This is a genomic window from Micromonospora vinacea (genome assembly GCF_015751785.1).
Lineage (GTDB): Bacteria > Actinomycetota > Actinomycetes > Mycobacteriales > Micromonosporaceae > Micromonospora > Micromonospora vinacea.
This window is the reverse complement of the sequence record NZ_JADOTY010000001.1, coordinates 2,817,317-2,838,715: the sequence shown is the minus strand read 5'-3', so window position 1 is coordinate 2,838,715 and position 21,399 is coordinate 2,817,317. Positions and strand designations below refer to the sequence as shown.

The window sequence follows — 21,399 nt, the reverse complement described above, 5'->3', positions numbered from 1 at the left end:
TTCATTCGTTTGCCTCCGGGGCTGGAACGGGCACGCTAGCGTCCCTATTCGTACTGCTTGGGCTCGTCATCGGCGGGGGGACGGGACAAGGCCGAACCCAGCCCTGCGGGACAGAAGGAGGGGTCTGTCCATGACCCTGAAGTGGTTGGCAGTCGTGGTCGCAACGGTGTCGATGACACTGTGGGCGACCGGCAACACAGTGACCCTCGCGGTCGACGGCGGGCAGCTTCCGCTGCTCGTCAACCTCTTTGCGCTCATCACCGCCGGCACCGCGGTCGTCGTGGCCGTCGTCGCCGAGCTGCAGGAGCGTCTGAACAACCGGATCAGCGCGCTCACCGAGTTCCTGGTGGCACGGCTCAACGAGATCGAGAACCACACCGGCGATCGCAACACCGGATTCGTGGAGGGCTACCTGTTGAGCCACGGCCAGGATGCGGCGGTGGTGCCGTTCGGCCGGCGCGGACGAGGAGCCGCCGAACGCTGATCGCCTACCGCTCAACGGGTCCACTCGGCCAGGAATGAGCCTGGATCGCCGGGGTACGCTGACGCGCGTGCCGCCGTTGAATCTGGGAAATCAGCAGCCGAGGACCCCGTTGAACGCCGACCAGGCCTGGCGGACAACCGCCGGTCGGGCGGCCGGGACCGTGCTCTTCTTCGACTTCGACGGCACGCTCGCGCCCGTCGACGACGATCCGACCGCGGTACGCCCGGCTCCCAAGGCGTTGGCCGCGATCGAGGCGCTCGCCCCGATCGTGCAGCGGGTCGCGATCGTGTCCGCCCGACCCGTCGAGTTCCTTCGGGATCAGCTCGGCGGGCTCGTCGGCGTGGACCTCTACGGCCTCTACGGGCTGGAACACAGCCACTCCGGCGGTGAGACGGTCACCGAACCGGCCGCGCTGCCGTGGGTGCCGACCATGGCGGAGCTGGCCGACCTGGCTCGGGCGGAGCTGCCACCGGGCACGCTTGTGGAGTACAAGCGGCTCTCGGTCGCGCTGCACTGGCGTACCGCCCCGCAACTCGGCTCGACAGTGCAGCAGTGGGGGCAGGCGCAGGCCGACCGCCTCGGGTTGCGGTCGCAGGCCGGGCGGATGGTGCTCGAGCTCAAGCCCCCGGTCGACCGGGACAAGGGCATGGTGATCGGCGAGGCGATCAAGGGCGCCACCGGCGCCTGGTACTTCGGCGACGACGTCTCCGACATCAAGGCCTTCGCCGCGCTGCGCGCTCGCGCCGCCGCCGACCCGGACTTTCTCGGCGTCTGCGTGGCGGTGGCCAACCCGGAGACCGGCCAGGAGGTGGCGAACGCCGCCGACCTGACGATCGAGTCGCCGGCTGCCCTGGGCGACTTCCTCACGCGGGCGCTGACCCACCTGCCCTGAACTGCCAGGCCCCGGCGGCGACCAACGGCGTCGCCGCCGGGTCAGGCGCCGTAGCGGCGTTGCCTGGTGGCGTACGAGCGCAGGGCCCGCAGGAAGTCGATGTGCCGGAAATCCGGCCAGTTGAGCTCGCAGAAGTAGAACTCCGAGTGCGCGGACTGCCAGAGCATGAACCCGGACAGCCGCTGCTCGCCGCTGGTGCGGATGACCAGGTCCGGATCCGGCTGGCCCCGGGTGTAGAGGTGCTCGGCGATGTGCTCGACGTCCAGCACCTCGGCCAACTCCTCGATCGTGCCGCCGGTGGCGGCGTGCTCCAGCAGCAGCGAACGGACCGCGTCGGTGATCTCCCGGCGACCGCCGTAGCCCACCGCGATGTTGACCTCCGCGCCGCCGGTGCGCTCGCGGGTGCGCTCCTCGGCGCCCTTGAGTGCCGCCGCGGTCTGCGCCGGCAGCAGGTCGAGCGCCCCCACGATGCGCAGCCGCCAGGGGTTGCCCTCCTCGGCCAACTCCACCACCAGATCCTCAATGATCTTGAGGAGCGGGTCCAGCTCACTGGCTGGACGGCGCAGGTTGTCGGTGGCCAGCAGGTAGAGGGTCACGTGCCCGACACCGGCCTGGTCACACCAGCCGAGGACATGCTTGATCTTCGCCGCGCCAACCCGGTGCCCGTCGTTCGGGTCGACGAAGCCCATCTCCCTCGCCCATCGGCGGTTGCCGTCGCACATCACCCCGACGTGTCGGGGCACCGGCTTACCCGCGAGCTTCGCCGTGAGCCGGCGCTCGTACACGGAGTAGATAAGGTTCCGCAGCGTCATCACCTAGCAGCGTAGCGACCCTTCAGCCCGTTCACTGCCTCGGAGCCCCATCCCCGCCACCCAGACCGATGCCGATCATTGCGAGCGTACGAGCGGTGAGGCGTCCGTCACCCAGTCCCAGCTCGACCACGTCGTAGAACACCCGGTCGTCCCGACGGGCCGCCCGGACCGCCGCGTCCACCACCCGGCGTCGCCGGGCCAACCAGGCCGCGACCGAGCTGTGCCGCAGGTGCGTGCCGAGGCGACGACGCAACCCGTGGGCGTAGCGGCCAGCCGCGCCCTCGGGCGACCGGGCCGCCGCCGACCCGGCGAGCGCGCCGGAGAGCAGCGCGTAGAAGATCCCCTCCCCGGTGAACGGATTGATCAGTGACAGCGCGTCCCCGGCCAGCAACGTGCGCCCCCGCCCCGGCGACGGCCGGTGGGTGGAGAGCGGCAGGTGATGGGCGCGCAACGCGGTAACTGTCGCCAGGTCGGTGCCGGGCAGCAGCGCGGCCAGCCGGTCCAGCAGGTACGCGCGGCTCAACGGCTCACCGCGCAGCACCTCCCCGTACCCGACGTTCGCCCGGCCGTCCCCGATCGGAAACGACCAGGCGTACGCCGGCCAGCGCGCCTTCGAGGTGACGATGAGCTGCTCGGACGGGCCGGGCAGAGCCGGGGCGTACCCCCGGATTGCCAGCGCGAGGTGCCGGTCGGGGTTCTGCGGGTGGCCGAGCGCCCGGCGCACCACCGAGCCGGCGCCGTCCGCGCCGATCACCACCCGGCCGGACACCTGCCCGTCGAGCACCACCCGGTCGGCGCGCGGCTCGACCTGGCGCACCGTGTGCCGACGCAGCTGCGCGCCGGCGGCCACGGCGGCCTCCACCAGCCGCGCGTCGAAGACCTCCCGGGGCACTGTGTAGGCGGGTCGGGGCAGCGCCCGAGCCACCGCGCCGCCACCCGGCGAGATCATGCGTAACGCCGGCAGCGGCGCGTAGCCCGCCACCGCCTCGGTCACCCCCAGCTCGGCGAGCACGTCCACCGAGTGCGCGGCGATCCCGTCACCGCACGCCTTGTCCCGGGGAAAGTCGGCCCGGTCCAGCAGCAGCACGCTGGCCCCCGCCCGGCGCGCCGTCAGCGCGGCAGCCGCACCGGCCGGCCCCGCCCCCACCACCACCACGTCGAACTCGTCACCCACCGCGCGCCTCCCTCCAGCCCGACGCGACGCGGCCGCTCCCGCCGGGCAACCCGGTCGGCCTTGCGGCCGGCCGCCCCGACGATCTCCGCAGCCGCCCCGACGCCGGCCACTGTGACCGACGCCACCCGCCATCCTGCCCCCTGCCCGCCCGCAAAGACCGCTCCCGCAATGGGCCGGCCTGTCTCACCCACCCTTTGCTCTGCACCCGCGGACGCGACGGTTACCGTCCGCGACTGTCGCCTATCGGGGTGCAGAGCAAAGGAAGGCATGGGCAGGGCTGGGCCGTGGTCGGCCGGCGGGCCGGCACCCAGCGATGTCGGTGTGGGCAGCGCCGCGGTCAGGGTTGGGGTTCCGGTTGGGCGGCGTCGGGAGCACGGGCAGCGCGGCGTAGGCCGTAGAGGGCCAGCCCGGCGGCCGCAACCAGGGGTGCGCCGTCGCGGACCAGGCCGTCCACGCCGAGCAGCCACCAGCACAGCGGCAGGTCCACGGCGAGTACGGCCACAGTGACGACGACCAGCAGGCCACGTGCCCAGTCCTTGCCCCGCATCAGGAACGCTGTGCAGAACAGCACCGCGTAGCTGGCCGTGATGCCCGCGCCGAACCAGAACAGCACGGCCGGTACCGCGGTCAGCCGACCATCCAGGATGGAACCCCCGGCCACCAGGGCCGGCACCAGCATCAGCGGGCTGTAGGTGAAGGCCGCCACCCGGCTGGTCAACAACCAGGCGCTGGCCTGCGGTCGGCGGGGAGGGGTTTCCCGCCAGGAGATGCCGTCCCGGTCGATGACGAGGCGGGGACGGTGCCGGACCAGGTGCCCGGCCAACGCCGACGAGCGGTAGAGCAGCCAGACCACCGCGACACAGAGCGCCGTGAGGATCGCGAAGCCGAGCAGGCCGGGCAGCGGTGGCACTCCCTGCCGGGGCACGATGAGCCGGCCGACCGCGAAGATCGTGGTGACCGCGAGGATCAGCCCGAACGGGCGGGCCACCGTACGACCCCGTCGCACGTGCCCGATCAGCAGCAGGAAACCGAACGAGCGCAGCATGGCCCAGCCGGTCCGTACGGCCAGCCCGAAACCCTGCTCCGGGGCGTACCACCAGTTGAGCAGTTCGACCACGATGGTGGCCGCCGCCGTCGTCGCCAACAGGGTGGTCAGCACCCGGACGGCGGACGGCCGCCGGACCTGGGTCTCGGCGGCCGTCCTCATGGGATCCGACATTGCCCGCAGGGGGCCGTCTTCACACCTAGGGCGTGTTTCGGAGGTGCTGGCCGGCCTGCGCCGGGTCCAGCCGCCGCCCGGCGGCGTTGTCGCACTGTCCGGATACAACACCGGTATCCGGACACCGCTCCGCCTTGCCGGACGACGCCTGGACTCCGGCTCGGCTCGACCGACACCCCCGAAACACGCCCTAGCGCTGCGGCTGTACGGCGTCGAGGCGCGCGCGCAGCGCGTCCAACTCGGCCCAGAGCACGCCGGGCAGCTTGTCACCGAACTTCTCGAACCACTCGGTGATCATCGGCAGCTCGTTACGCCACTCGTCCGGGTCGACCTTCAGTGCGATCCGAACGTCCTCCGGGGTCATGTCCAGGCCCTCGACGTCCAGGGCGTCCGGCGCGGGGACCATGCCGACCGGCGTCTCCACCGCGTCGGCAGTGCCCTCGATCCGCTCGACGACCCACTTGAGCACCCGGGAGTTCTCCCCGAAGCCCGGCCAGAGGAACGAGCCGTCCGGGTCCTTGCGGAACCAGTTGACGTAGTAGATCTTCGGCAGCTTCGCCTCATCGCCGTCGGCGCCCTTGCCCATCTCGATCCAGTGCCGGAAGTAGTCCCCGGCGTTGTAGCCGATGAAGGGCAGCATCGCCATCGGGTCCCGTCGGACCACGCCGACGGCGCCGGACGCGGCGGCGGTGGTCTCCGAGGAGAGCGTCGCGCCCATGTAGACGCCGTGCACCCAGTCGCGGGCCTCGGTCACCAGCGGGACGGTGTCCTTGCGGCGTCCGCCGAAGAGGATCGCGTCGATCGGCACGCCGTTCGGGTCGAAGTACTCGTCGGCGAGGATCGGGCACTGGGTGATCGGGGTGCAGAACCGGCTGTTCGCGTGGGAGGACAGGCTGTCGCTCTCCGGCGTCCAGTCGTTGCCCTTCCAGTCGATCAGGTGCGCCGGCGGCTCACCCATGCCCTCCCACCAGACGTCGCCGTCGTCGGTGAGGCCGACGTTGGTGAAGACGGAGTTGCCCCGGTCCAGGGTGCGCATGGCGTTGGCGTTGGTCTTCCAGTCGGTGCCGGGCGCGACGCCGAACAGGCCGTACTCGGGGTTGACCGCGTAGAGGCGGCCATCCGGGCCGAACCGCATCCAGGCGATGTCGTCGCCGATGGTCTCGACCTTCCAGCCGGGAATCGTCGGCTCCACCATGGCGAGGTTGGTCTTGCCGCAGGCGGACGGGAACGCCCCGGCGATGTGGTAGACCCGACCCTCCGGAGAGGTGATCTTGAGGATCAGCATGTGCTCGGCGAGCCAGCCCTCGTCCCGGCCCATCACGCTGGCGATACGCAGCGAGTAGCACTTCTTGCCCAGCAGCGAGTTGCCGCCGTAACCCGAGCCGTACGACCAGATCTCCCGGCTCTCCGGGAAGTGCGAGATGTACTTGGTGTCGTTGCACGGCCAGGCGACATCCTCCTGGCCGGGCGCGAGCGGGGCGCCGATCGAGTGCAGCGCGTGCACGAAGTCCGCGTCGTCACCCATGGCCTCGAGGACCCGGGTGCCCATCCGCGTCATGATCCGCATCGAGGCGACCACGTACGGGCTGTCGGTGATCTCGACACCGAACATCGGGGACTCGGCCTCGACCGGGCCCATGACGAACGGGATGACGTACATGGTGCGACCGCGCATGGAGCCCCGGTACAGCTCCGTCATCGTCCGCTTCATCTCGGCCGGCGCCATCCAGTTGTTGGTGGGGCCGGCGTCCGCCTCGTCGACGGAACAGATGTAGGTGCGCTCCTCGACCCGGGCGACGTCCGTCGGGTCGGTGCGCGCGTAGAACGAGTTGGGCTTCTTCTCCGGGTTGAGCCGGATCAGGGTGCCGGCCTCGACCAGCTCGTCAGTGAGGCGGCGCCACTCCTCGTCGGACCCGTCCACCCAGACGACACGGTCGGGGGTGGTCAGTTCCGCGACCTCACGGACCCAGGCGAGCAGTTTCGGATGGGACGTCGGGGCCTGATCGATACCCCGCACAACAGCCGGAGCAACCATGACACATCTCCTTGTGGTCGACGCTGACCGATCTATGGGATGCACGAGACTCAGCGGCGCGATGCGTCGCCTTCGTGGAAACCTGGGATTGGCCTCAGCGTAAACCGGGCAGCCTTCCGAGTCAGTGGGACAGGTTGTGAAGAACTGCACAAGCTACGGCCTCGCTGCGGCATCACGAGCTGATACCCGCTTTCCCGCGCAGTTTCACGCAAATCTTGTTGTGCACCCCGGCGGACGCTTGTTGCGGTCGGGCCGTGGACCTGCCCCGCCGACCGGTGCGGGGATTCCCGTTCCACGGCGGCTCAGTCCTCCCAATTGGCTACGCTCTGTGCAACGGCTACACACACGGCGATGGGCCCCTCCGGGAGACCACGCCCGCGTGCCGTAGCTACCCCTCCGACTGGCCGGCAGCCGGTAGGCTCCCTCCGTGGCCGCCACGATGACCGGGGAACAACCGGGTCCCCGGCAGACCCGACAGGGTCTCGTCGGCAAACTCCTCGACCGCTTCGGTCACCTGCTGCGCGAGATGAGCAAGTTCGCCACAGTGGGTGGTTTCGCCTTCCTCGTCGACTTCGCGCTCTTCAACTACCTGACGAGCAAGCACGGCGTCGAAGAGCTGACGGCGAAGACGATCTCCACCGTGATCGCGGCCTCCGTCGCCTTCGTGGGCAACCGGTTCTGGACCTGGCGGCACCGCCAGCGCAACAACGCGGCCCGCGAGTACGCGCTCTTCTTCTTCTTCAACGCCGTCGGCCTCGGCATCACCGTGGCCTGCCTCGCGCTCAGCCGCTACGGCCTCGGGGCCATCTGGCCGGCCGTGTTCCAGACCCGCCTGGCGGACAATCTCGCCAGCTACATCGTCGGCACCGGGTTCGCCACGCTGTTTCGATTCTGGTCGTACCGGCGGTTCGTCTTCGTCGAAGCGGGAACCCCGCCCCTTCCGCAGGTGAATCCCGACCGTGACCACGAGGCGTGACCTGCCGCCCATCTCGTTCGGCCGGTGATCGCCGGCCGCACCGACTGCCCTAAGGTGTTTCGCATGCGTCTTGTCCGCCTGCTGCCTGAGCGCTGGCAAAAGTTCATCCACGAGGCGCTCAAGTTCGGCATCGTCGGCGGCATCAACACCGTCATCAATTACGCGGTGTTCAATGCCCTTGCACTGACCGTTTTCGTCAATGGTCAGTTGAAGGCGACCGTGATCGCGACCATCGTCGCGACCATCACGTCGTACCTGATGAATCGGCACTGGACCTACCGCGATCGCCCGAAGTCGGCGCTTCGCCGGGAATATCTCCTTTTCTTCCTGTTCAACGGCGCTGGCCTGCTCATTGAACTGGGTGCCGTGGCGGCGGCCAAGTACGGCCTCGGCCTACACGGTCTGCTGGCGCTGAACCTGGCCAAGACGGTCGGCGTCATGCTGGCCACACTGTTCCGGTTCTGGTCATACCGCACCTTCGTCTTCCAACCCGTCGCACCGGCCGAGGACGAGGCCGCGAAGCCCGACTCCACCTGGCACGACATTCCCCGCGACGAGTGGGACACCATGGCGGAGATGGACCCGGTCGCCGAGCTGGCGGAATCCGTGTCCGAGCTGGAGGAGGCGGAGTCCGCGCAACGCGTCGACTCGCCACCCGGCGCACCCACCCAGGGTCGGCCCACCCGGCTGAGCGTCAGCCCCGCCGTCGACCTGGACGCGGAACTCGCCGCGGAGCTGCACGTCAGCACCCGCCGCGCGCCCCGCCGGTGACGGCGCCCGACGCCCGCTCCGGCACGGGGCGACCGGCCGAGCTGTTCTTCGAGGATCTCGTGCCGGGGCTCACCGTCGACCTCGGCGTGGTCACCGTGGACGCCGACGAGATGGTCGCCTTCGCCCGCCGCTTCGACCCGCAGTGGTACCACGTCGACCCCGACCTGGCCGCCGCGAGCCGGCACGGCGGTCTGATCGCCAGCGGCTTCTACACGGTCAGCCTGTTCATGCGCGCGTACGTCGACCACCTGCTGTCCCGGGCCGCCGCGGACGCGTCCCCCGGCCTGGAGGAGCTGCGCTGGCTCGCCCCCGTACGGGCCGGCGACCGGCTCGCGGTCCGGGTCGACGTGATGGGCGCCCGACCGTCGACCGCCCGCCCCGGGCTCGGCACTGTCAGCCTCACCGGCACCATGCTGCGCCTCGGCCCGGACGACCGGCCCGAGCAGGAGGTGCTGCGGACCCGCTTCCGTGGCTGGTTCGCCGTACGCCCGGTCGAAGTCGACCCCGCCGAAGCCGAGACCGCCGAGACCGCCGAAGCCGCCCCGACCGACGGCGACCGGCCCGAGGCTGACCGGCCCGACAGCGGCCTGACCGCTACGGACCCGTCCACCGCCGGGTCGTCCGACGGCACACCGACGGTGAGCAGCGACTCCGCCGAGCCTCAACGAAACGACTGACCCGCCCCCGACGCAACGGCAGGGGCGGGTCTCCACCGGCCCGGATCAGGTAGTGGTGTCGCGCAGCGGCTTGCCGTCCTGCATGTCGGCGAGCATGTCGCGCATCTCGCCATCGCCCAGCGAGTGCTTGTCGTGCTGTGCCTCGACCAACTCGTACAGGGTGGTCTGCACCTTTCCGACATCCGGCACGTCGGCGAGCACCGACTGGCCGCGCTCACCGGCCGACTCGATGGTGAGCGTCCCGCAGCCCAGCAGGCGCTCGACGAAACGCTGGTTCATCGAGTGGTCGTTGACCCGGGCGAGCGGGAGGTCCCGCCGGTCGCGGGAGAACACACCCTGCTGGAGCAGGACTCGCTCGTTCGTGAACAGGTAGTGGGTGGTGCGCCAGACCAGGAACGGCCACAGACCGAGCCAGACCACCGCGACCAGGGCGATCGCCCCGATCACCGCCAGCGCTATCGAACCGCCGCCACTCTCCGGCAACAGGAGCACGCCGACCACCACCGCGGCGATGGCCAGCACCAGCACCGCGATCGGCCGGATCAACGCCTTCCAGTGCGGGTGCAGGTGCAGCACGACGTGCTCGTCCTCGGTGAGCACGTCTTCAGGAAACGCCACGGGAACCTCCAACGCGATTTTCTAGACGCGCAGACGGTAAACCCCCCAAGCCCCACCACAACATCCGCCACGCGGCCCCCTCAGCGGAGGTGCAGCACGTCTCCTGCGGCCAGGGTTCGGGTGCCGGTGGGGGTGGTGACGATCAGTTGGCCGTCGGGGTCCACTCCGGTGGCGGTGCCGGTCAGGGACTCGCCGGTGGGGAGCAGGACGCGTACCTCGCGGCCGATCGTCGCGCAGGCCTCCAGGTAGGCGTCACGCAGGCCGCTGGCCACGGCGTCGCCGCCCGCCGAACGCCACCTGTCGTACCAGTCGGCGACCGCGCGCAGCAGCGCCCGCAGCAGCGGATCCCGGTCGGTGGCCACCGCGCCGGCCAACTGGAGCGAGGTGGCCGGCAGCCCGGTCGGATTCACCGGCAGCTCGTCGGCGCGCAGCGTCACGTTGAGCCCGATACCCAGCACGATGGCCGGCGGTTGGTCCGGCGCACGTCCGGGCACCGCCTCGGCCAGCACCCCCGCGCACTTCGCGTCGCCGATCAGCAGGTCGTTCGGCCACTTGAGGGTGGCCTCCAGCTCGGCCAGCCGGGCCACCGCCTCGACCAGCGCCACGCCGGCCAGCAACGGCAGCCACCCGTACCCTGTGGGTGCCGCCGGCAGCCAGCCGCGGTCCGGCACGGCCTCGCCGGGCCGCAGCAGCACACTCGTCGCGATGCCGGCCCGCGCCGGAGACTGCCAGACCCGACCCCGCCGGCCCCGACCCGCGGTCTGCCGTTCGGCGACCACGACCAGGCCCTCGGGCTCGTCGGCCCGGGCGGCCTCGGCCACGTCGGCGTTCGTGGAGCCGGTCTCGGCACGCAGCTCCAGCCGGGTCCACGGCCCGTTCGGCGCGATCAACGCGCGGCGCAGCCGGGCCGCCGACAGCGGCGGCCGGTCCAGATCGGTGTACGGGGAGCCCGACATTCCGCCAGCCTACGACGGTGCCCCGGTCGACACTGAGGCGTACTGCACAGCCGCACCCACCTGAACCATCGTTATATTCCCTGGGTGACTACCGAGACCGGGACCAACATCCACAGCACCGCGGGCAAGCTGGCGGACCTGGAGCGCCGGGTCGACGAGGCGGTGCACGCCGGGTCGGCCCGCGCGGTGGAGAAGCAGCACGCGCGCGGCAAGAAGACCGCCCGCGAGCGGATCGAGATGCTCCTCGACGAGGGCTCCTTCGTCGAACTCGACGAACTGGCCCGGCACCGGTCCACGGCCTTCGGCCTGGAACGGAACCGCCCGTACGGCGACGGTGTGGTCACCGGCTACGGGACGGTGGACGGCCGGCAGGTGTGTGTCTTCGCGCAGGACTTCACGGTCTTCGGCGGCTCGCTCGGCGAGGTCTTCGGCGAGAAGATCGTCAAGGTGATGGACCTGGCCATGAAGATCGGTTGCCCGGTGGTCGGCATCAACGACTCCGGCGGCGCGCGCATCCAGGAGGGCGTCGTCTCGCTCGGCCTCTACGGCGAGATCTTCTTCCGCAACGTGCGGGCCTCCGGCGTCATCCCGCAGATCTCCCTGGTCATGGGGCCCTGCGCCGGCGGCGCGGTCTACTCCCCGGCGGTCACCGACTTCACTGTGATGGTCGACCAGACCTCGCACATGTTCATCACCGGGCCGGACGTGATCAAGACGGTGACCGGCGAGGACGTCGGCATGGAGGAGCTGGGCGGCGCCCGTACGCACAACTCCCGCAGCGGCAACGCGCACTACCTCGCCAGCGACGAGGAGGACGCTGTCGACTACGTCAAGGCGCTGCTGTCGTACCTGCCGTCGAACAACCTCGACGAGCCGGTCGTGGTCGAGGCCCCCGCTTCGCTTGAGGTCACCGACGAGGACCGGGAGTTGGACACCCTGATCCCGGACTCAGCCAACCAGCCGTACGACATCCACACGGTGATCGAGCACGTCCTCGACGACGGGGAGTTCCTGGAGGTCCAGCCGCTCTACGCGCAGAACATCGTGGTCGGCTACGGCCGGGTCGAGGGGCGACCGGTCGGTGTGGTGGCCAACCAGCCGATGCACTTCGCCGGCACCCTGGACATCGCCGCCTCGGAGAAGGCCGCCCGGTTCGTCCGCACCTGCGACGCGTTCAACATCCCGGTGCTGACCTTCGTGGACGTGCCCGGCTTCCTGCCCGGCACCGGTCAGGAGTGGGACGGGATCATCCGCCGGGGCGCGAAGCTCATCTACGCGTACGCCGAGGCGACCGTCCCCAAGGTCACCGTGATCACCCGCAAGGCGTACGGCGGGGCGTACGACGTGATGGGCTCCAAGCACCTCGGCGCGGACCTGAACTTCGCCTGGCCGACCGCGCAGATCGCGGTGATGGGCGCCCAGGGCGCTGTCAACATCCTCTACCGCTCCGAGCTGGCCGGCGCCGAGGACCCGGCGGCGGTCCGGGCCGAGAAGATCGCCGAGTACGAGGACACCCTGGCCAACCCGTACGTGGCGGCCGAGCGCGGGTACATCGACTCGGTGATCCCGCCGCACGAGACGCGCACCCAGATCGTCCGGGCGCTGCGCGTCCTGCGCACCAAGCGGGAGACCCTGCCGCCCAAGAAGCACGGCAACATCCCGCTCTGATCTCGGTCCCTTGATCGCCCCGGCGGCGTCAGCAGGGCGGGTTGGCGGCCGCACACATCCGCGCTGCCGCCGCCACTGCGAGCTGGACAAGTTCGGCCTCGGTGCCGTCGTAGCCGAGGCGGAGTACCGAGACGGTGTCGCCGACCCGGACGACCGCCACCAGGATCGGCGACGGCTGGTCGCCGAGCGGCTGCCCGGTCTCCAGGTCCCGGGTGAGGGTGAGCGAGTCCCGCAGGATGGCGGCGTCGTCCCCGGCGAAGCCCCGCTGCACCACCGACCACCGGTGCAGCGCTTCCCCCGTGCGGGTCCCCCCTGCCGTCAGGATCGGCCCAACGCTCAGCCATTCGGCACACGGAGCGACCAGGTCGTCCAAACTGGCGAAGAGCTGTCTGGCCGTCTCGGGTACTAGCCGGAAAAGATCCTGCGTGACCAGACCATCCGACTGGGTGAGGATCGGCGCAGCGCGCTTGGGCACAAACGTCTGTGAACGGGACAGGATTGACGTCTGCCAGCCCTCCGACCGTCCCTGGCTCGTCCGGCAGTAGCTGAGCATGTCCGCCAGCCGGACCGGCTCGCCCAGCCCCGACTGGCTGAGCTGCACATCGACCTGCTGCGGCAGGTCGGCTGGCTGCAACAGGGCGTCGGTGGTGATCTCGTGCCGGGTCGGCGAGGCCGAGGCGGCTGGCTGAGCCGGTGGCGACGACGTTCTCGGCGCCGCGACCGCCACCGCCGAAACCCCGGCCAGGGCCAGCACGACGGTGGCCACCACGATCTTGCGCTGGCTGCGGCGACGGGCCCGGGAACGGATCTCCTCCGGGCCGAGCCAGCGCACGTCCTGCAGGTCCCGCTGGATCTGCTCGACGAACGTCGGGTCGTCACGCATCGGTTGCCTCCTCCAGGTCAGAGACGGCGAGCAGGCCGGCGAGCGCAGTGCGCCCCCGGGAGAGACGGGCCTTGACGGTGCCCACCGGGGCCGCGGTCTCCCGCGCGACCTCGGCGACCGGCATACCCACCAGGTAGTAGAGGGCGATGGCGACGCGTTGCTCCTCGGGTAGTCGACGCAGGGCGGCGACCACCGCGACGGTGTCGGTTCCCGGCCCGGGAACGGTCTCGGTAGCTCCGTGTCGCAGGTAGGCGCGGGCACGGCTGCGTAGGCTGCGCCACCGGCTGACAGCGATCCGGCTGGCCACCACCCGCACCCACGCCTCCGGGTCGTCGTACTCGCTGACCGTCGACCAACGCTGCCACGCCCGGACGTACGCCTCCTGCACGGCGTCCTGCGCCTCTCCCCGATCGCCGGTGAGGGCGTAGACGAACCCGAGGAGTCGTTGCCGACTCCCCCGGTAGAACTCGTCGAACCCGTCGACGTCCGGCACCCGCTACCTCCCCGTGTCGGTCGCTGGGAACACGCACCGGGCAGGGTCGTCGGTTGCCCCGGTCAGGCGATCATCTTCTGCAACTCGGCGAGCGGGAACGCGCCGGCCGCGATCCGCTCCCGGACCGCCCGGCGTACGGCCCGCTGCACGGCGACGTTGACCGGCGTCGGTACGCCGTGCAGCCGACCGAGCAGCGCGATCTCGCCGTTGAGGTGGTCGACCTCGGTGGAGCCGGTACCCCGGGCCAGGCTCTGCCAGGTGGAGCCGCCGGAGCGGGCCTCGCCGCCGACCGGACGCTGCCCGACCAGGTCGCCGCGTTCGGCCTTCTCCTCCTCCGGCGAGGTGTGCGCGATGCCGGCGGCGGCGAGCACGGCGACGCCCTCGGCGCGTACCTGCTCCACCAGCGCGTCCGGGATGTCCCCGCCGAGCAGCGCCTGGAGGCCGTTGCCAAGGTTGCTGAGCAGCTTGCCGTACTTCCAGCGCAGCACATCGGTGCGGACCGGGGCGACGAAACCGGCGGCGGTCAGGTCGGCGGCGATCGCCCGGTCGGTGTCGTCGGCGCCCCCTGGGTACCGCCCGATGTGGAGCATCCCGGGATGCGGGTAGCCGTTGGCGACCACCACGCCCGGTTCCAGGTGGGTGGCCGGCAGCCAGACACAGACCGCGTGAACGTCGGCGAAGAGGCGCAGCGCGGCCCGCTCGTTGGCCACCCCGTTCTGCGCGGTCACCAGCGGCAGACGTTCGCCCGCCGTGCCGCCGCCGACCACCGGCGCGTCCACCCAGGCGGCCAACGCTCCGGCGGTGTCCTGCGACTTCACGGTGAGGACCAGCACGGTGTCCGCTGGCAGCGGCTGGTCAGTGGGCCCGTCCACCGCCGCGAGCCGGGCGGTGACCGCACCGTCGGGCTGCCGCACTGTCAGACCCCGCGTGCGGATCGCGTCCAGGTGGGCGCCGCGGGCCACCAGTGTCACGTCCCGGTCGGTCTGGGCCAGCCGTACGCCGATCGTCCCGCCGACCGCGCCCGCCCCGATGATCACGTATCGCATGGCCTCATTCTGCCCGCCCACACCTCTCCAGCCCGTGCCCCTCCCGCCCCTCCCGCCACCCCTCCCACCGTCGATCATGGAGTTGTGGTGCCTGGCTGCGGGGGTATTGCGGCTTTCGCGGCCCACCACAACTCCTTGATCGACCCGGGCGGAGGCGGGGTTAGAGCGTCAGGCCGGCGCTTGCGAGGATCGGGCCGGCGAGCAGCAGCGCGCCGGCGATCAGCGCCGCCAGGTTGACGAGCGCGAAGACGCTCACCCAGAAGAGCGGCGGGAACGGGGTGAGTCCGGCGAGTTGGTCGGCGTCGGAGGCGGGCATCCGGCCGCGCGAACGCAGCCGTTGCAGCTCGACCACCGGCCGCACCCCACCGAGCAGCAGAAACCACACCCCGGCGTACGCGAACGCGGCCTGGACCTGCGGCGTCGCGTACCACGAGACGGCGAACACCAGCGCGCCGGTGACCAGCAGCGACACCACGCCGAAGACGTTGCGGATCATGACGAGCATGGCCAGCAGCAGCGCCACTGCCACCCAGAGCAGCAGGGTGATCCGGTTACCGCCGAGCAGCCAGGCGCCGGCCAGCCCGACCAGCGGCGGCGCGACGTACCCGGCGAGCAGGGTGAGGATCATGCCCGGCCCGGTGGGACGGCCGGCGGAGAGCGTCAGCCCGGACGTGTCCGAGTGCAGCCGGATGCCCCGCAGCTTGCGGCCGGTGAGCAGGGCGACCAGGGCGTGCCCACCCTCGTGCGCGATGGTGATGGCGTTACGGGCGATCCGCCACGGCAGCCGGGTGGAGACCACCACCAGCGCGACGGCCCCGGTGAGCAGCACCAGCAGCGCGGGCGGGTCCGGCTGCGCGCCGAACAGCGTGTCCCACAGGTCGCCCAGCCCGTCGATCGACATCATGGGGCGCGAGCCTACCGGCGGCGTTCCGTGTCGCTCCCGAGGCACCGGCTCGTAGTGCCTGAGACGGTTCGGTTGGTCATGAAGGCAGAGGTGATTACAGATGAGGTTGTTGCCCTTGGAACACCACATCGGGCTCTGGACCGAGGCCGACTACTTCGCCCTCGGTGAAACCCCGGACCGGATTGAGTTGCTCGACGGGAGCCTGCTTCTGAGCCCGGTCCCGAGTAAGCGCCACCAGTTGGTGTCACGCCGACTGGCCGACCATGTCGAGCGCGCGGCAGATGGCCTCGTCGTCTTCGCAGCGGTCAACGTGCGGCTCGGGGTGGATCGGATCGCCATCCCGGATGTGGTCGTCGCGGACACCGACGACGAGGGCACGGTGGTGGAGGCCGCCGAGGTGGTGCTGGTCTGCGAGGTCGTCTCGCGGGGCAATGCGGCAGCCGACCGGCTGGTCAAGATGCAGCTCTACGCCATCGCGCGAATCCCCTGGTATCTGCTGGTCGAGCAGGACGGCGACGGTCACTCGCTGCGGCTCTACCGGCTCGACGGCGAGCACTACGTCGAGGACCAGGTTGCCAAGGCAGGCGAGGCCATGACCATCGTCGAGCCGTTCCGCTGGCAGCTCGACCCGGCCGCCCTGGGCTGATCCGTTCCACTTCAGCCACCGGGACGACGACTCACGCCCGCCGATGAAGCTTTTTTCAATCACTCTTGTGATCTAGGGCACTTACCTCCAAAGATGGGTGTCGATAGAGCGACGTCCTTGGAGGCACTCATGGCCCGTACCTCATCATCGCTGCGCCGCGCGCTCGCGGCCGGCCTCACCGTCCTCGCCACCGCGGCGGCGGCCCTGGTCGCGACCGCCGGACCGGCGGCCGCCGCCACCACACCCGGTGTCGACGTCTCCCGCTACCAGGGCACCATCAACTGGACCAGCGTCCGCAACGCGGGCATCCAGTTCGCCTTCATCAAGGCGACCGAGGGCACCAGCTACAAGGACCCGAACTTCAACGCCAACTACGTCAACTCGTACAACGCCGGGGTGATCCGCGGGGCGTACCACTTCGCCCGCCCGAACATCTCCGCCGGCTCCACCCAGGCCAACTACCTGGCCTCCAATGGCGGCGCCTGGTCCGCTGACAGCCGCACCCTGCCCGCCGCCCTCGACATCGAGGGCAACCCGTACAGCGGCGGCTACTGCTACGGGCTCAGCACCACCGGGATGCGCAATTGGGTGCAGGACTTCCTGAACACCTACCGCTCCCGCACCGGCCGGTACGCGGTCATCTACACCACCACGAGCTGGTGGAACCAGTGCACCGGCAGCTGGACCGGCCCGTGGGCGAACCACCCGCTGTGGCTGGCCCGCTGGTCGAGCACCCCCGGCGCCCTGCCGGCCGGCGCGTCGGTATGGAGCTTCTGGCAGTACACAAGCACCGGCGCGGTCTCCGGGATCAGCGGCAACGTGGACCGCAACTACTGGAACGGCGACCGGAGCCGCCTGATCGCGTTGGCCAACAACACCTGACCGGGCCGTTGGCGGCAGCGGGATCGACGGTCACCACACGGTCGACAATCGGTCCGGCTGCCGCCACACCACCGGGTACGGGTCAGGCCCGCCGCCGACTCAGGGCCGGCACCACAGCACCCTCACGAGCCAGCGCGCCCCTGCGGGTCAACCGCCAAGCAGCCACGCCGAAGCCGGCAACGATCACGACGCCGAGCAGTGCGACGAGCACCGAAACCCCCGCGCTGACCAGCAGCAGGATCGCGTCGCCGAGCGCCACGAGCATCCACAGTGCCAGCCGGGGCCGAGCGTCCCTCCGTCGGTAACCCATGTCGTGCCTCCTTCCGTCGTCGACTGTCAATTACCCACGACGACGGCAGGTCATGCGAATGAGTTTCAGTCCTTACGGTCGGGCACGAAACCCTTGGCGATCCGGTCGAAGTTCGGCAGGTTGGCCTGCCAGTCCTTCTCCGCGATCTCCCACCGCAGGGCGTAACCGCGGTTGCTGGCCGTCACGAAACCGCGGTTACGGACGTGGATCCGCTGCCCGTCCCGGGTCTCCAGCCACTCCCAGTCCGCGCAGGTCTTCCAGAAGGTGCAGCGCTCGATGCTGAGGTACTGGTAGTTGTTAACTTCGTCCTTGCGGCCGCCCTCGATGCTCTTCCAGTCGGCGTACGCGTCCTTCTTCGGGGTGTTGGTCCACTGCACAAGCAGCTCCCCCGGCCCGTTCTTCTCGTCGAACACGACAGTGTTCCGACCAGCGTCGCGGCGCACCCAACCGTCGGGGATCGGCAGGGCGAAGCCTTCCGGGTCCCGGTGCAGCTTCCAGCCGGCCGGCAGCGCGGTCGGGTCGGCCGAGGGAGTGGCCGAGGCCGACGGGCTCGGGGCACCGGTGGTGGGCGACGCTGGCGCGGAAGCGGAGGTCGGCGCGGGCGCCGACGTCGCTGCGGCACCGGTCGGGTTGGCCTGCGGGCTCTTGTTGTCGTCGTCCTTCGTCAGCATCGGCACGACAACCACGAGGCCGATCAGCAACAGGGCGACCACGGCACCGATCAGCAGGTTACGTCGGGTGTTGTTCGGCTTCGTGCCATCCGACGGCGGCACCGCCGCACGACCGGCCGGGCTCACCGGCGGCATGAGCGACGTCGGCGTGGTCGGCTTGCGCTGCTCCGGGGCCACCGGCGGACCGTCGACAACGGTCGGCTCGTCGTCGACGTTCGTCGTACCGTCGCCGCTCGTGTCGGGCGCGCCGCTCGTGTCGGGCGCGGCCGTGACCTTCGCGGTCGGCTCGGCATCCGTCGGCTCGGCATCGGTCGGGCGGTCGATCGTGGCGGTCGGCTCGGCCGGCGCCTCTGCGGTCGACTCGCCCGACACCAGGGCGGTCGGGTCGGCGGCCTTGGTGTCGGAGGAGACGACGGCCGTGGGCGTGGCATCGGCGGCGGGGGTCGCCGCGGCAGCGGAGGTGGCGGCGGAGGTGGTCGCGGCAGCGGCCGGCGGCGGCGACACCGGCCGGTCCGCACTCTCGGCCGGTCGCGGGGCCGGCACCACAGGCAGGCGCGGCTCGCGCGGCCCGTTCGGCCCAGGCCGGCGTACGCCATCGAGCAGTGAAATCCCGCGCGACCGCTTGCCGGCGGCGCGGCGCAGCAAGCGCTCCGCCACCTCGGCGGTGATGCGCTCGTTCGGGTCCTTGCGCAGCAGCCCATTGAGCACGGCCTTGAGCGGACCGGCGTTCTTCGGCGGCGGAATCGGCTCGGTGGCCAACGCGGCCAGGGTGCCGATCGCCGACGGCCGGGCGTACGGCGACTTACCCTCGACCGCCGCGTAGAGCGTCGCGCCCAGCGACCACAGGTCGGCCTCCGGCCCGGCGGTGCCGTCCCGGGCCCGCTCCGGCGAGATGTACGCGGGTGAGCCGAGCACCATGCCAGTGCGGGTCACGTTGGGGTCGCCCGGGATCGTGGCGAGACCGAAATCGGTCAGCACCACCCGGCCGTCGTCGCCGAGCAACACGTTGCCGGGCTTCACGTCGCGGTGCATGACGCCGGCCTTGTGCGCGGCGCTCAGCGCGCCCAGCACGCCCAGGCCGATCTCCACCGTGCGGGCCACCGACACGGGGCCGTCCTCGGCGAGAGTGTCCTGCAAGGACTTCGACGCCACGTACTCCATGACGATCCACGGGTCGCCGTCGGTGCGCAGCACGTCGAAGATGCGGACGACGTTGGCGTGGTTGAGTCGGGCGATGGCCCGCGCCTCCCGCAACGAGCGCTCGCGCATCTCGCGGCGTTCCTCATCGGTGAGACCGGGCGGCGGCACCAACTCCTTGATGGCGACGTCCCGGTGCAGCACCTCGTCGCGCGCCTTCCACACCCGGCCCATGCCGCCCTGGCCGAGCGGCGACAGAAGCCGGTATCGGTCAGCGACGAGTTGGGGAAGCGCGTTCGACATCGGTGAGACGGTACCCGGACCCGCTGACGCTCACACCGCCGGCACGCCACTGTGCGCTTCGGGTAACTTCGCGCCGCGTACCCTGGCGGCATGTCTGCCGAAGAGCCGCTGTTCCGGGTCGTCCGCGGCGTGCCCACCGCCGAGGAGTTGGCCGCTCTGGTGGGGGCGATCATCGTCCGGACCCGCCCGGCCACCGCCCCCGCCCCAACGACCGCGTCCGCCTGGGCGCGCAGCGGCCGGCCGGGCAACTCCAGTGGGTGGCGCGCCGCCGGCCTGCCCCGCTGACCCGAGACCCACCACGCACGGGGGCTGCCAGGGTGGCGTTGAGCCGTTAACCTCACTCAGGGAAACGGTGCCGCTACGGGTAGGGAGGATCCATGATCCCCGAAGAGGACCGGCCAGCACCCTGGCTACGCGGTTACGGCGGCATCGAAGCCGACATCAGCCAGCTCAGAGAGTTCGCCGACCGGCTCGCCGCCGAGGTCGAGAGCAACTACGCGCCGCACCTGTCGTACATCGCCGAAGACATGTCCGCGAAGCTGCCCAACCCCTGCGACGCCTTCATCGAGTTGGTCACCTTCCTGCACGCCCACCACGAGACGCAGCAGGCCACCGCCGACATGGTGTACGCCGTCCGAGGCGCCACCGGCCACCTCGCCGCCGCCGCCGATCAGGTCGCCACCCACTACGCCGACAGTGACGCCTTCACCGCCGCCCGGGTGGTGGACGTGCAACGAGCCCTCGCCAACCCGGCCAGCGTCCTCCCCGGCGGCCCGACGCCGACACTGACCGACCCGACCAGCCCCGACGCCCAAGGGCCGGTGGTGCTGCCGTGATCGAACGGGGCTCCGGCCGCACCTCCGGCCTCACCGACTGGCACCTCATGGACGTCAACAGCATGTGGGCCTGCCTCCAGGACCACGACACCGCCAACCACTGGAAGCAGGTCGCCGGCTGGCGCAAGGTCTGCGACCTGGCGCAAACCCACCTCGGCCGCCTCCAGCAGTACCGACGCGGACTCGCCGAGGCATGGCCGCCCGAAACCAGCGCCGCCTCCCGCACGTACCTCGCCGAACTCGACGAACTCATCGACAAGGTCCAACGCACCCACGACGCCGCCGCCGCGAACTACACCGCGCTCTCCGCCGCAACCCAGGCCATCGGCACCACCCGCGCCGCGCTCCGCAAAATCTACGAGGAGTACGCGACCAAGTTCCAACAGAAGCAGGCGTACGAGTCGATGGTCGCCGACCCGAAAGCGGTGATGGGCAACCGGGCAACCCAGCCGCCTGTTGCTGATGGCGAATTGGAACGGCTGAACGTGCAGGCCCGGTCCATGATGTTCAGCCTGAGCGGCGAACTCCAACAAGCCCAAGCAACCCTCCAAAAACCACCCCCTCGACCCGCCCCTCGCGTCGACGAAGAAGCTGCTACCACGACAGCAGCTGCAGCCCCCATTATTCCCCCAATCGTGCCGGTTCCCATTCAAACAACCGCGCGAATCTCGACGTCCAGCGGCTCTCTTGCCGACCCACCAGGCGACCGAATGCCCATCGCAAGAGGAATTGGTCCTGTTCTTGGCGGGGCAACCGCAATGCCAGTCCCCGCGGTCCAAGACTTGCCACGCGTCCAACAGATAGGTCACGCCAACCAGCCACCTGGTATGGGAATACCGCCGAGCCTCGGACCCGTTCCTAACACGTCGAAGATCCTAGGGCCGCCAATTGAGCAGCGTGGGCCGGCGGGTCGGTCATTACCCGAGGAACCGAGAGTCAATGGGGCTAATTCGGCTCCAACACCTCGGCCAATGCCACCAAGCGGCTTGATCGGTGGAACGCCCGG

22 protein-coding genes are annotated in these 21,399 nt (G+C 70.5%); 10 read left to right on the top strand and 12 right to left on the bottom strand.

Annotated elements, in window-relative coordinates; genetic code table 11:
- Window positions 1-130 precede the first annotated feature (130 nt).
- Window positions 131-484 carry a hypothetical protein gene (locus tag IW249_RS13665; RefSeq protein ID WP_196921059.1) on the top strand — a complete coding sequence of 118 codons (354 nt, stop codon included), beginning with the start codon at window positions 131-133 and terminating at the stop codon, window positions 482-484.
- Window positions 485-551: 67 nt separating this feature from the next.
- The gene (otsB, locus tag IW249_RS13660) at window positions 552-1,376 is read left to right on the top strand and encodes a trehalose-phosphatase (RefSeq protein WP_196921058.1); all 825 of its coding nucleotides are present in this window, start codon (window positions 552-554) and stop codon (window positions 1,374-1,376) included.
- A gap of 41 nt (window positions 1,377-1,417) precedes the next feature.
- Here otsB and IW249_RS13655 read toward each other — a convergent pair whose 3' ends face one another.
- From IW249_RS13655 to IW249_RS13640, 4 genes are all read right to left on the bottom strand, one after another.
- Window positions 1,418-2,188 carry an isoprenyl transferase gene (locus tag IW249_RS13655; RefSeq protein ID WP_196921057.1) on the bottom strand — a complete coding sequence of 257 codons (771 nt, stop codon included), beginning with the start codon at window positions 2,186-2,188 and terminating at the stop codon, window positions 1,418-1,420.
- A 31-nt stretch (window positions 2,189-2,219) separates the two neighbouring features.
- Complete coding sequence (locus tag IW249_RS13650) at window positions 2,220-3,362, bottom strand: geranylgeranyl reductase family protein (RefSeq protein WP_196921056.1); 1,143 nt, start codon at window positions 3,360-3,362, stop codon at window positions 2,220-2,222.
- A 337-nt stretch (window positions 3,363-3,699) separates the two neighbouring features.
- Complete coding sequence (locus IW249_RS13645) at window positions 3,700-4,569, bottom strand: hypothetical protein (protein ID WP_196921055.1); 870 nt, start codon at window positions 4,567-4,569, stop codon at window positions 3,700-3,702.
- A 202-nt stretch (window positions 4,570-4,771) separates the two neighbouring features.
- A complete protein-coding gene (locus IW249_RS13640) occupies window positions 4,772-6,616 on the bottom strand; it encodes a phosphoenolpyruvate carboxykinase (GTP) (protein ID WP_196921054.1) in 1,845 nt (614 codons plus the stop codon).
- Window positions 6,617-7,055: 439 nt separating this feature from the next.
- Between IW249_RS13640 and IW249_RS13635 the strand changes: the two genes are divergently transcribed.
- From IW249_RS13635 to IW249_RS13625, 3 genes are all read left to right on the top strand, one after another.
- Window positions 7,056-7,592 carry a GtrA family protein gene (locus IW249_RS13635; RefSeq protein ID WP_196924776.1) on the top strand — a complete coding sequence of 179 codons (537 nt, stop codon included), beginning with the start codon at window positions 7,056-7,058 and terminating at the stop codon, window positions 7,590-7,592.
- A gap of 63 nt (window positions 7,593-7,655) precedes the next feature.
- A complete protein-coding gene (locus IW249_RS13630) occupies window positions 7,656-8,363 on the top strand; it encodes a GtrA family protein (protein ID WP_196924775.1) in 708 nt (235 codons plus the stop codon).
- Window positions 8,360-9,040, top strand: coding sequence for a MaoC/PaaZ C-terminal domain-containing protein (locus tag IW249_RS13625; RefSeq protein ID WP_196921053.1), 681 nt, complete (start codon window positions 8,360-8,362; stop codon window positions 9,038-9,040). Before IW249_RS13630 ends, IW249_RS13625 begins: the two co-directional genes overlap by 4 nt.
- Window positions 9,041-9,085: 45 nt before the next feature.
- On the opposite strand, the gene IW249_RS13620 is transcribed toward IW249_RS13625, so the two are convergent.
- Both IW249_RS13620 and IW249_RS13615 read right to left on the bottom strand, forming a co-directional pair.
- A complete protein-coding gene (locus IW249_RS13620) occupies window positions 9,086-9,658 on the bottom strand; it encodes a PH domain-containing protein (protein ID WP_196921052.1) in 573 nt (190 codons plus the stop codon).
- Window positions 9,659-9,738: 80 nt separating this feature from the next.
- Window positions 9,739-10,614, bottom strand: coding sequence for a biotin--[acetyl-CoA-carboxylase] ligase (locus IW249_RS13615; protein ID WP_196921051.1), 876 nt, complete (start codon window positions 10,612-10,614; stop codon window positions 9,739-9,741).
- A gap of 84 nt (window positions 10,615-10,698) precedes the next feature.
- Between IW249_RS13615 and IW249_RS13610 the strand changes: the two genes are divergently transcribed.
- The gene (locus IW249_RS13610; protein ID WP_196921050.1) at window positions 10,699-12,282 is read left to right on the top strand and encodes an acyl-CoA carboxylase subunit beta; all 1,584 of its coding nucleotides are present in this window, start codon (window positions 10,699-10,701) and stop codon (window positions 12,280-12,282) included.
- 28 nt (window positions 12,283-12,310) lie between these two features.
- On the opposite strand, the gene IW249_RS13605 is transcribed toward IW249_RS13610, so the two are convergent.
- The 4 genes from IW249_RS13605 to IW249_RS13590 all read right to left on the bottom strand — a co-directional run bounded on the left by IW249_RS13605 (window position 12,311) and on the right by IW249_RS13590 (window position 15,608).
- On the bottom strand, window positions 12,311-13,165 hold the full coding sequence (locus tag IW249_RS13605; protein ID WP_196921049.1) for a hypothetical protein: 855 nt from the start codon (window positions 13,163-13,165) through the stop codon (window positions 12,311-12,313).
- Window positions 13,158-13,658 carry a SigE family RNA polymerase sigma factor gene (locus IW249_RS13600; protein ID WP_196921048.1) on the bottom strand — a complete coding sequence of 167 codons (501 nt, stop codon included), beginning with the start codon at window positions 13,656-13,658 and terminating at the stop codon, window positions 13,158-13,160. Before IW249_RS13600 ends, IW249_RS13605 begins: the two co-directional genes overlap by 8 nt.
- 62 nt (window positions 13,659-13,720) lie before the next feature.
- Window positions 13,721-14,704, bottom strand: a complete 984-nt coding sequence (locus IW249_RS13595) for a ketopantoate reductase family protein (RefSeq protein WP_196921047.1) — start codon at window positions 14,702-14,704, stop codon at window positions 13,721-13,723.
- Between the two features lie 160 nt (window positions 14,705-14,864).
- Window positions 14,865-15,608: a M50 family metallopeptidase gene (locus tag IW249_RS13590; RefSeq protein ID WP_196921046.1), complete on the bottom strand. Its 744-nt coding sequence runs from the start codon at window positions 15,606-15,608 to the stop codon at window positions 14,865-14,867.
- A gap of 100 nt (window positions 15,609-15,708) precedes the next feature.
- Here IW249_RS13590 and IW249_RS13585 point away from each other — a divergent pair, with 100 nt between their 5' ends.
- Both IW249_RS13585 and IW249_RS13580 read left to right on the top strand, forming a co-directional pair.
- Window positions 15,709-16,254 carry a Uma2 family endonuclease gene (locus tag IW249_RS13585; RefSeq protein ID WP_196921045.1) on the top strand — a complete coding sequence of 182 codons (546 nt, stop codon included), beginning with the start codon at window positions 15,709-15,711 and terminating at the stop codon, window positions 16,252-16,254.
- 129 nt (window positions 16,255-16,383) lie between these two features.
- Window positions 16,384-17,136, top strand: a complete 753-nt coding sequence (locus IW249_RS13580) for a GH25 family lysozyme (RefSeq protein ID WP_196921044.1) — start codon at window positions 16,384-16,386, stop codon at window positions 17,134-17,136.
- A gap of 82 nt (window positions 17,137-17,218) precedes the next feature.
- Here the strand turns inward: IW249_RS13580 and IW249_RS13575 are convergent, their stop codons facing one another.
- Together IW249_RS13575 and IW249_RS13570 are read right to left on the bottom strand one after the other, a co-directional pair.
- Window positions 17,219-17,446 carry a hypothetical protein gene (locus IW249_RS13575; protein ID WP_196921043.1) on the bottom strand — a complete coding sequence of 76 codons (228 nt, stop codon included), beginning with the start codon at window positions 17,444-17,446 and terminating at the stop codon, window positions 17,219-17,221.
- 65 nt (window positions 17,447-17,511) lie between these two features.
- Entirely contained in the window at window positions 17,512-19,557 is a 2,046-nt protein-coding gene (locus IW249_RS13570; RefSeq protein WP_196921042.1) for a serine/threonine-protein kinase, read from the bottom strand.
- A gap of 90 nt (window positions 19,558-19,647) precedes the next feature.
- Here IW249_RS13570 and IW249_RS13565 point away from each other — a divergent pair, with 90 nt between their 5' ends.
- Both IW249_RS13565 and IW249_RS13560 read left to right on the top strand, forming a co-directional pair.
- Window positions 19,648-19,842: an acyl-CoA carboxylase subunit epsilon gene (locus IW249_RS13565; RefSeq protein WP_196921041.1), complete on the top strand. Its 195-nt coding sequence runs from the start codon at window positions 19,648-19,650 to the stop codon at window positions 19,840-19,842.
- 92 nt (window positions 19,843-19,934) lie between these two features.
- Window positions 19,935-20,393, top strand: coding sequence for a hypothetical protein (locus IW249_RS13560; protein WP_124823398.1), 459 nt, complete (start codon window positions 19,935-19,937; stop codon window positions 20,391-20,393).
- The last annotated feature ends 1,006 nt before the right edge of the window (window positions 20,394-21,399 follow it).

Bases quoted from the DNA above. Each gene is read 5' to 3' on its own strand.
- IW249_RS13665 (WP_196921059.1), top strand. From the start codon at position 131: ATGACCCTGAAGTGGTTGGCAGTCGTGGTCGCAACGGTGTCGATGACA.
- IW249_RS13655 (WP_196921057.1), bottom strand. From the start codon at position 2,188: ATGACGCTGCGGAACCTTATCTACTCCGTGTACGAGCGCCGGCTCACG.
- IW249_RS13645 (WP_196921055.1), bottom strand. From the start codon at position 4,569: ATGAGGACGGCCGCCGAGACCCAGGTCCGGCGGCCGTCCGCCGTCCGG.
- IW249_RS13640 (WP_196921054.1), bottom strand. From the start codon at position 6,616: ATGGTTGCTCCGGCTGTTGTGCGGGGTATCGATCAGGCCCCGACGTCC.
- IW249_RS13635 (WP_196924776.1), top strand. From the start codon at position 7,056: ATGACCGGGGAACAACCGGGTCCCCGGCAGACCCGACAGGGTCTCGTC.
- IW249_RS13630 (WP_196924775.1), top strand. From the start codon at position 7,656: ATGCGTCTTGTCCGCCTGCTGCCTGAGCGCTGGCAAAAGTTCATCCAC.
- IW249_RS13615 (WP_196921051.1), bottom strand. From the start codon at position 10,614: ATGTCGGGCTCCCCGTACACCGATCTGGACCGGCCGCCGCTGTCGGCG.
- IW249_RS13605 (WP_196921049.1), bottom strand. From the start codon at position 13,165: ATGCGTGACGACCCGACGTTCGTCGAGCAGATCCAGCGGGACCTGCAG.
- IW249_RS13595 (WP_196921047.1), bottom strand. From the start codon at position 14,704: ATGCGATACGTGATCATCGGGGCGGGCGCGGTCGGCGGGACGATCGGC.
- IW249_RS13590 (WP_196921046.1), bottom strand. From the start codon at position 15,608: ATGATGTCGATCGACGGGCTGGGCGACCTGTGGGACACGCTGTTCGGC.
- IW249_RS13585 (WP_196921045.1), top strand. From the start codon at position 15,709: ATGAGGTTGTTGCCCTTGGAACACCACATCGGGCTCTGGACCGAGGCC.
- IW249_RS13580 (WP_196921044.1), top strand. From the start codon at position 16,384: ATGGCCCGTACCTCATCATCGCTGCGCCGCGCGCTCGCGGCCGGCCTC.
- IW249_RS13575 (WP_196921043.1), bottom strand. From the start codon at position 17,446: ATGGGTTACCGACGGAGGGACGCTCGGCCCCGGCTGGCACTGTGGATG.
- IW249_RS13570 (WP_196921042.1), bottom strand. From the start codon at position 19,557: ATGTCGAACGCGCTTCCCCAACTCGTCGCTGACCGATACCGGCTTCTG.
- IW249_RS13565 (WP_196921041.1), top strand. From the start codon at position 19,648: ATGTCTGCCGAAGAGCCGCTGTTCCGGGTCGTCCGCGGCGTGCCCACC.
- IW249_RS13560 (WP_124823398.1), top strand. From the start codon at position 19,935: ATGATCCCCGAAGAGGACCGGCCAGCACCCTGGCTACGCGGTTACGGC.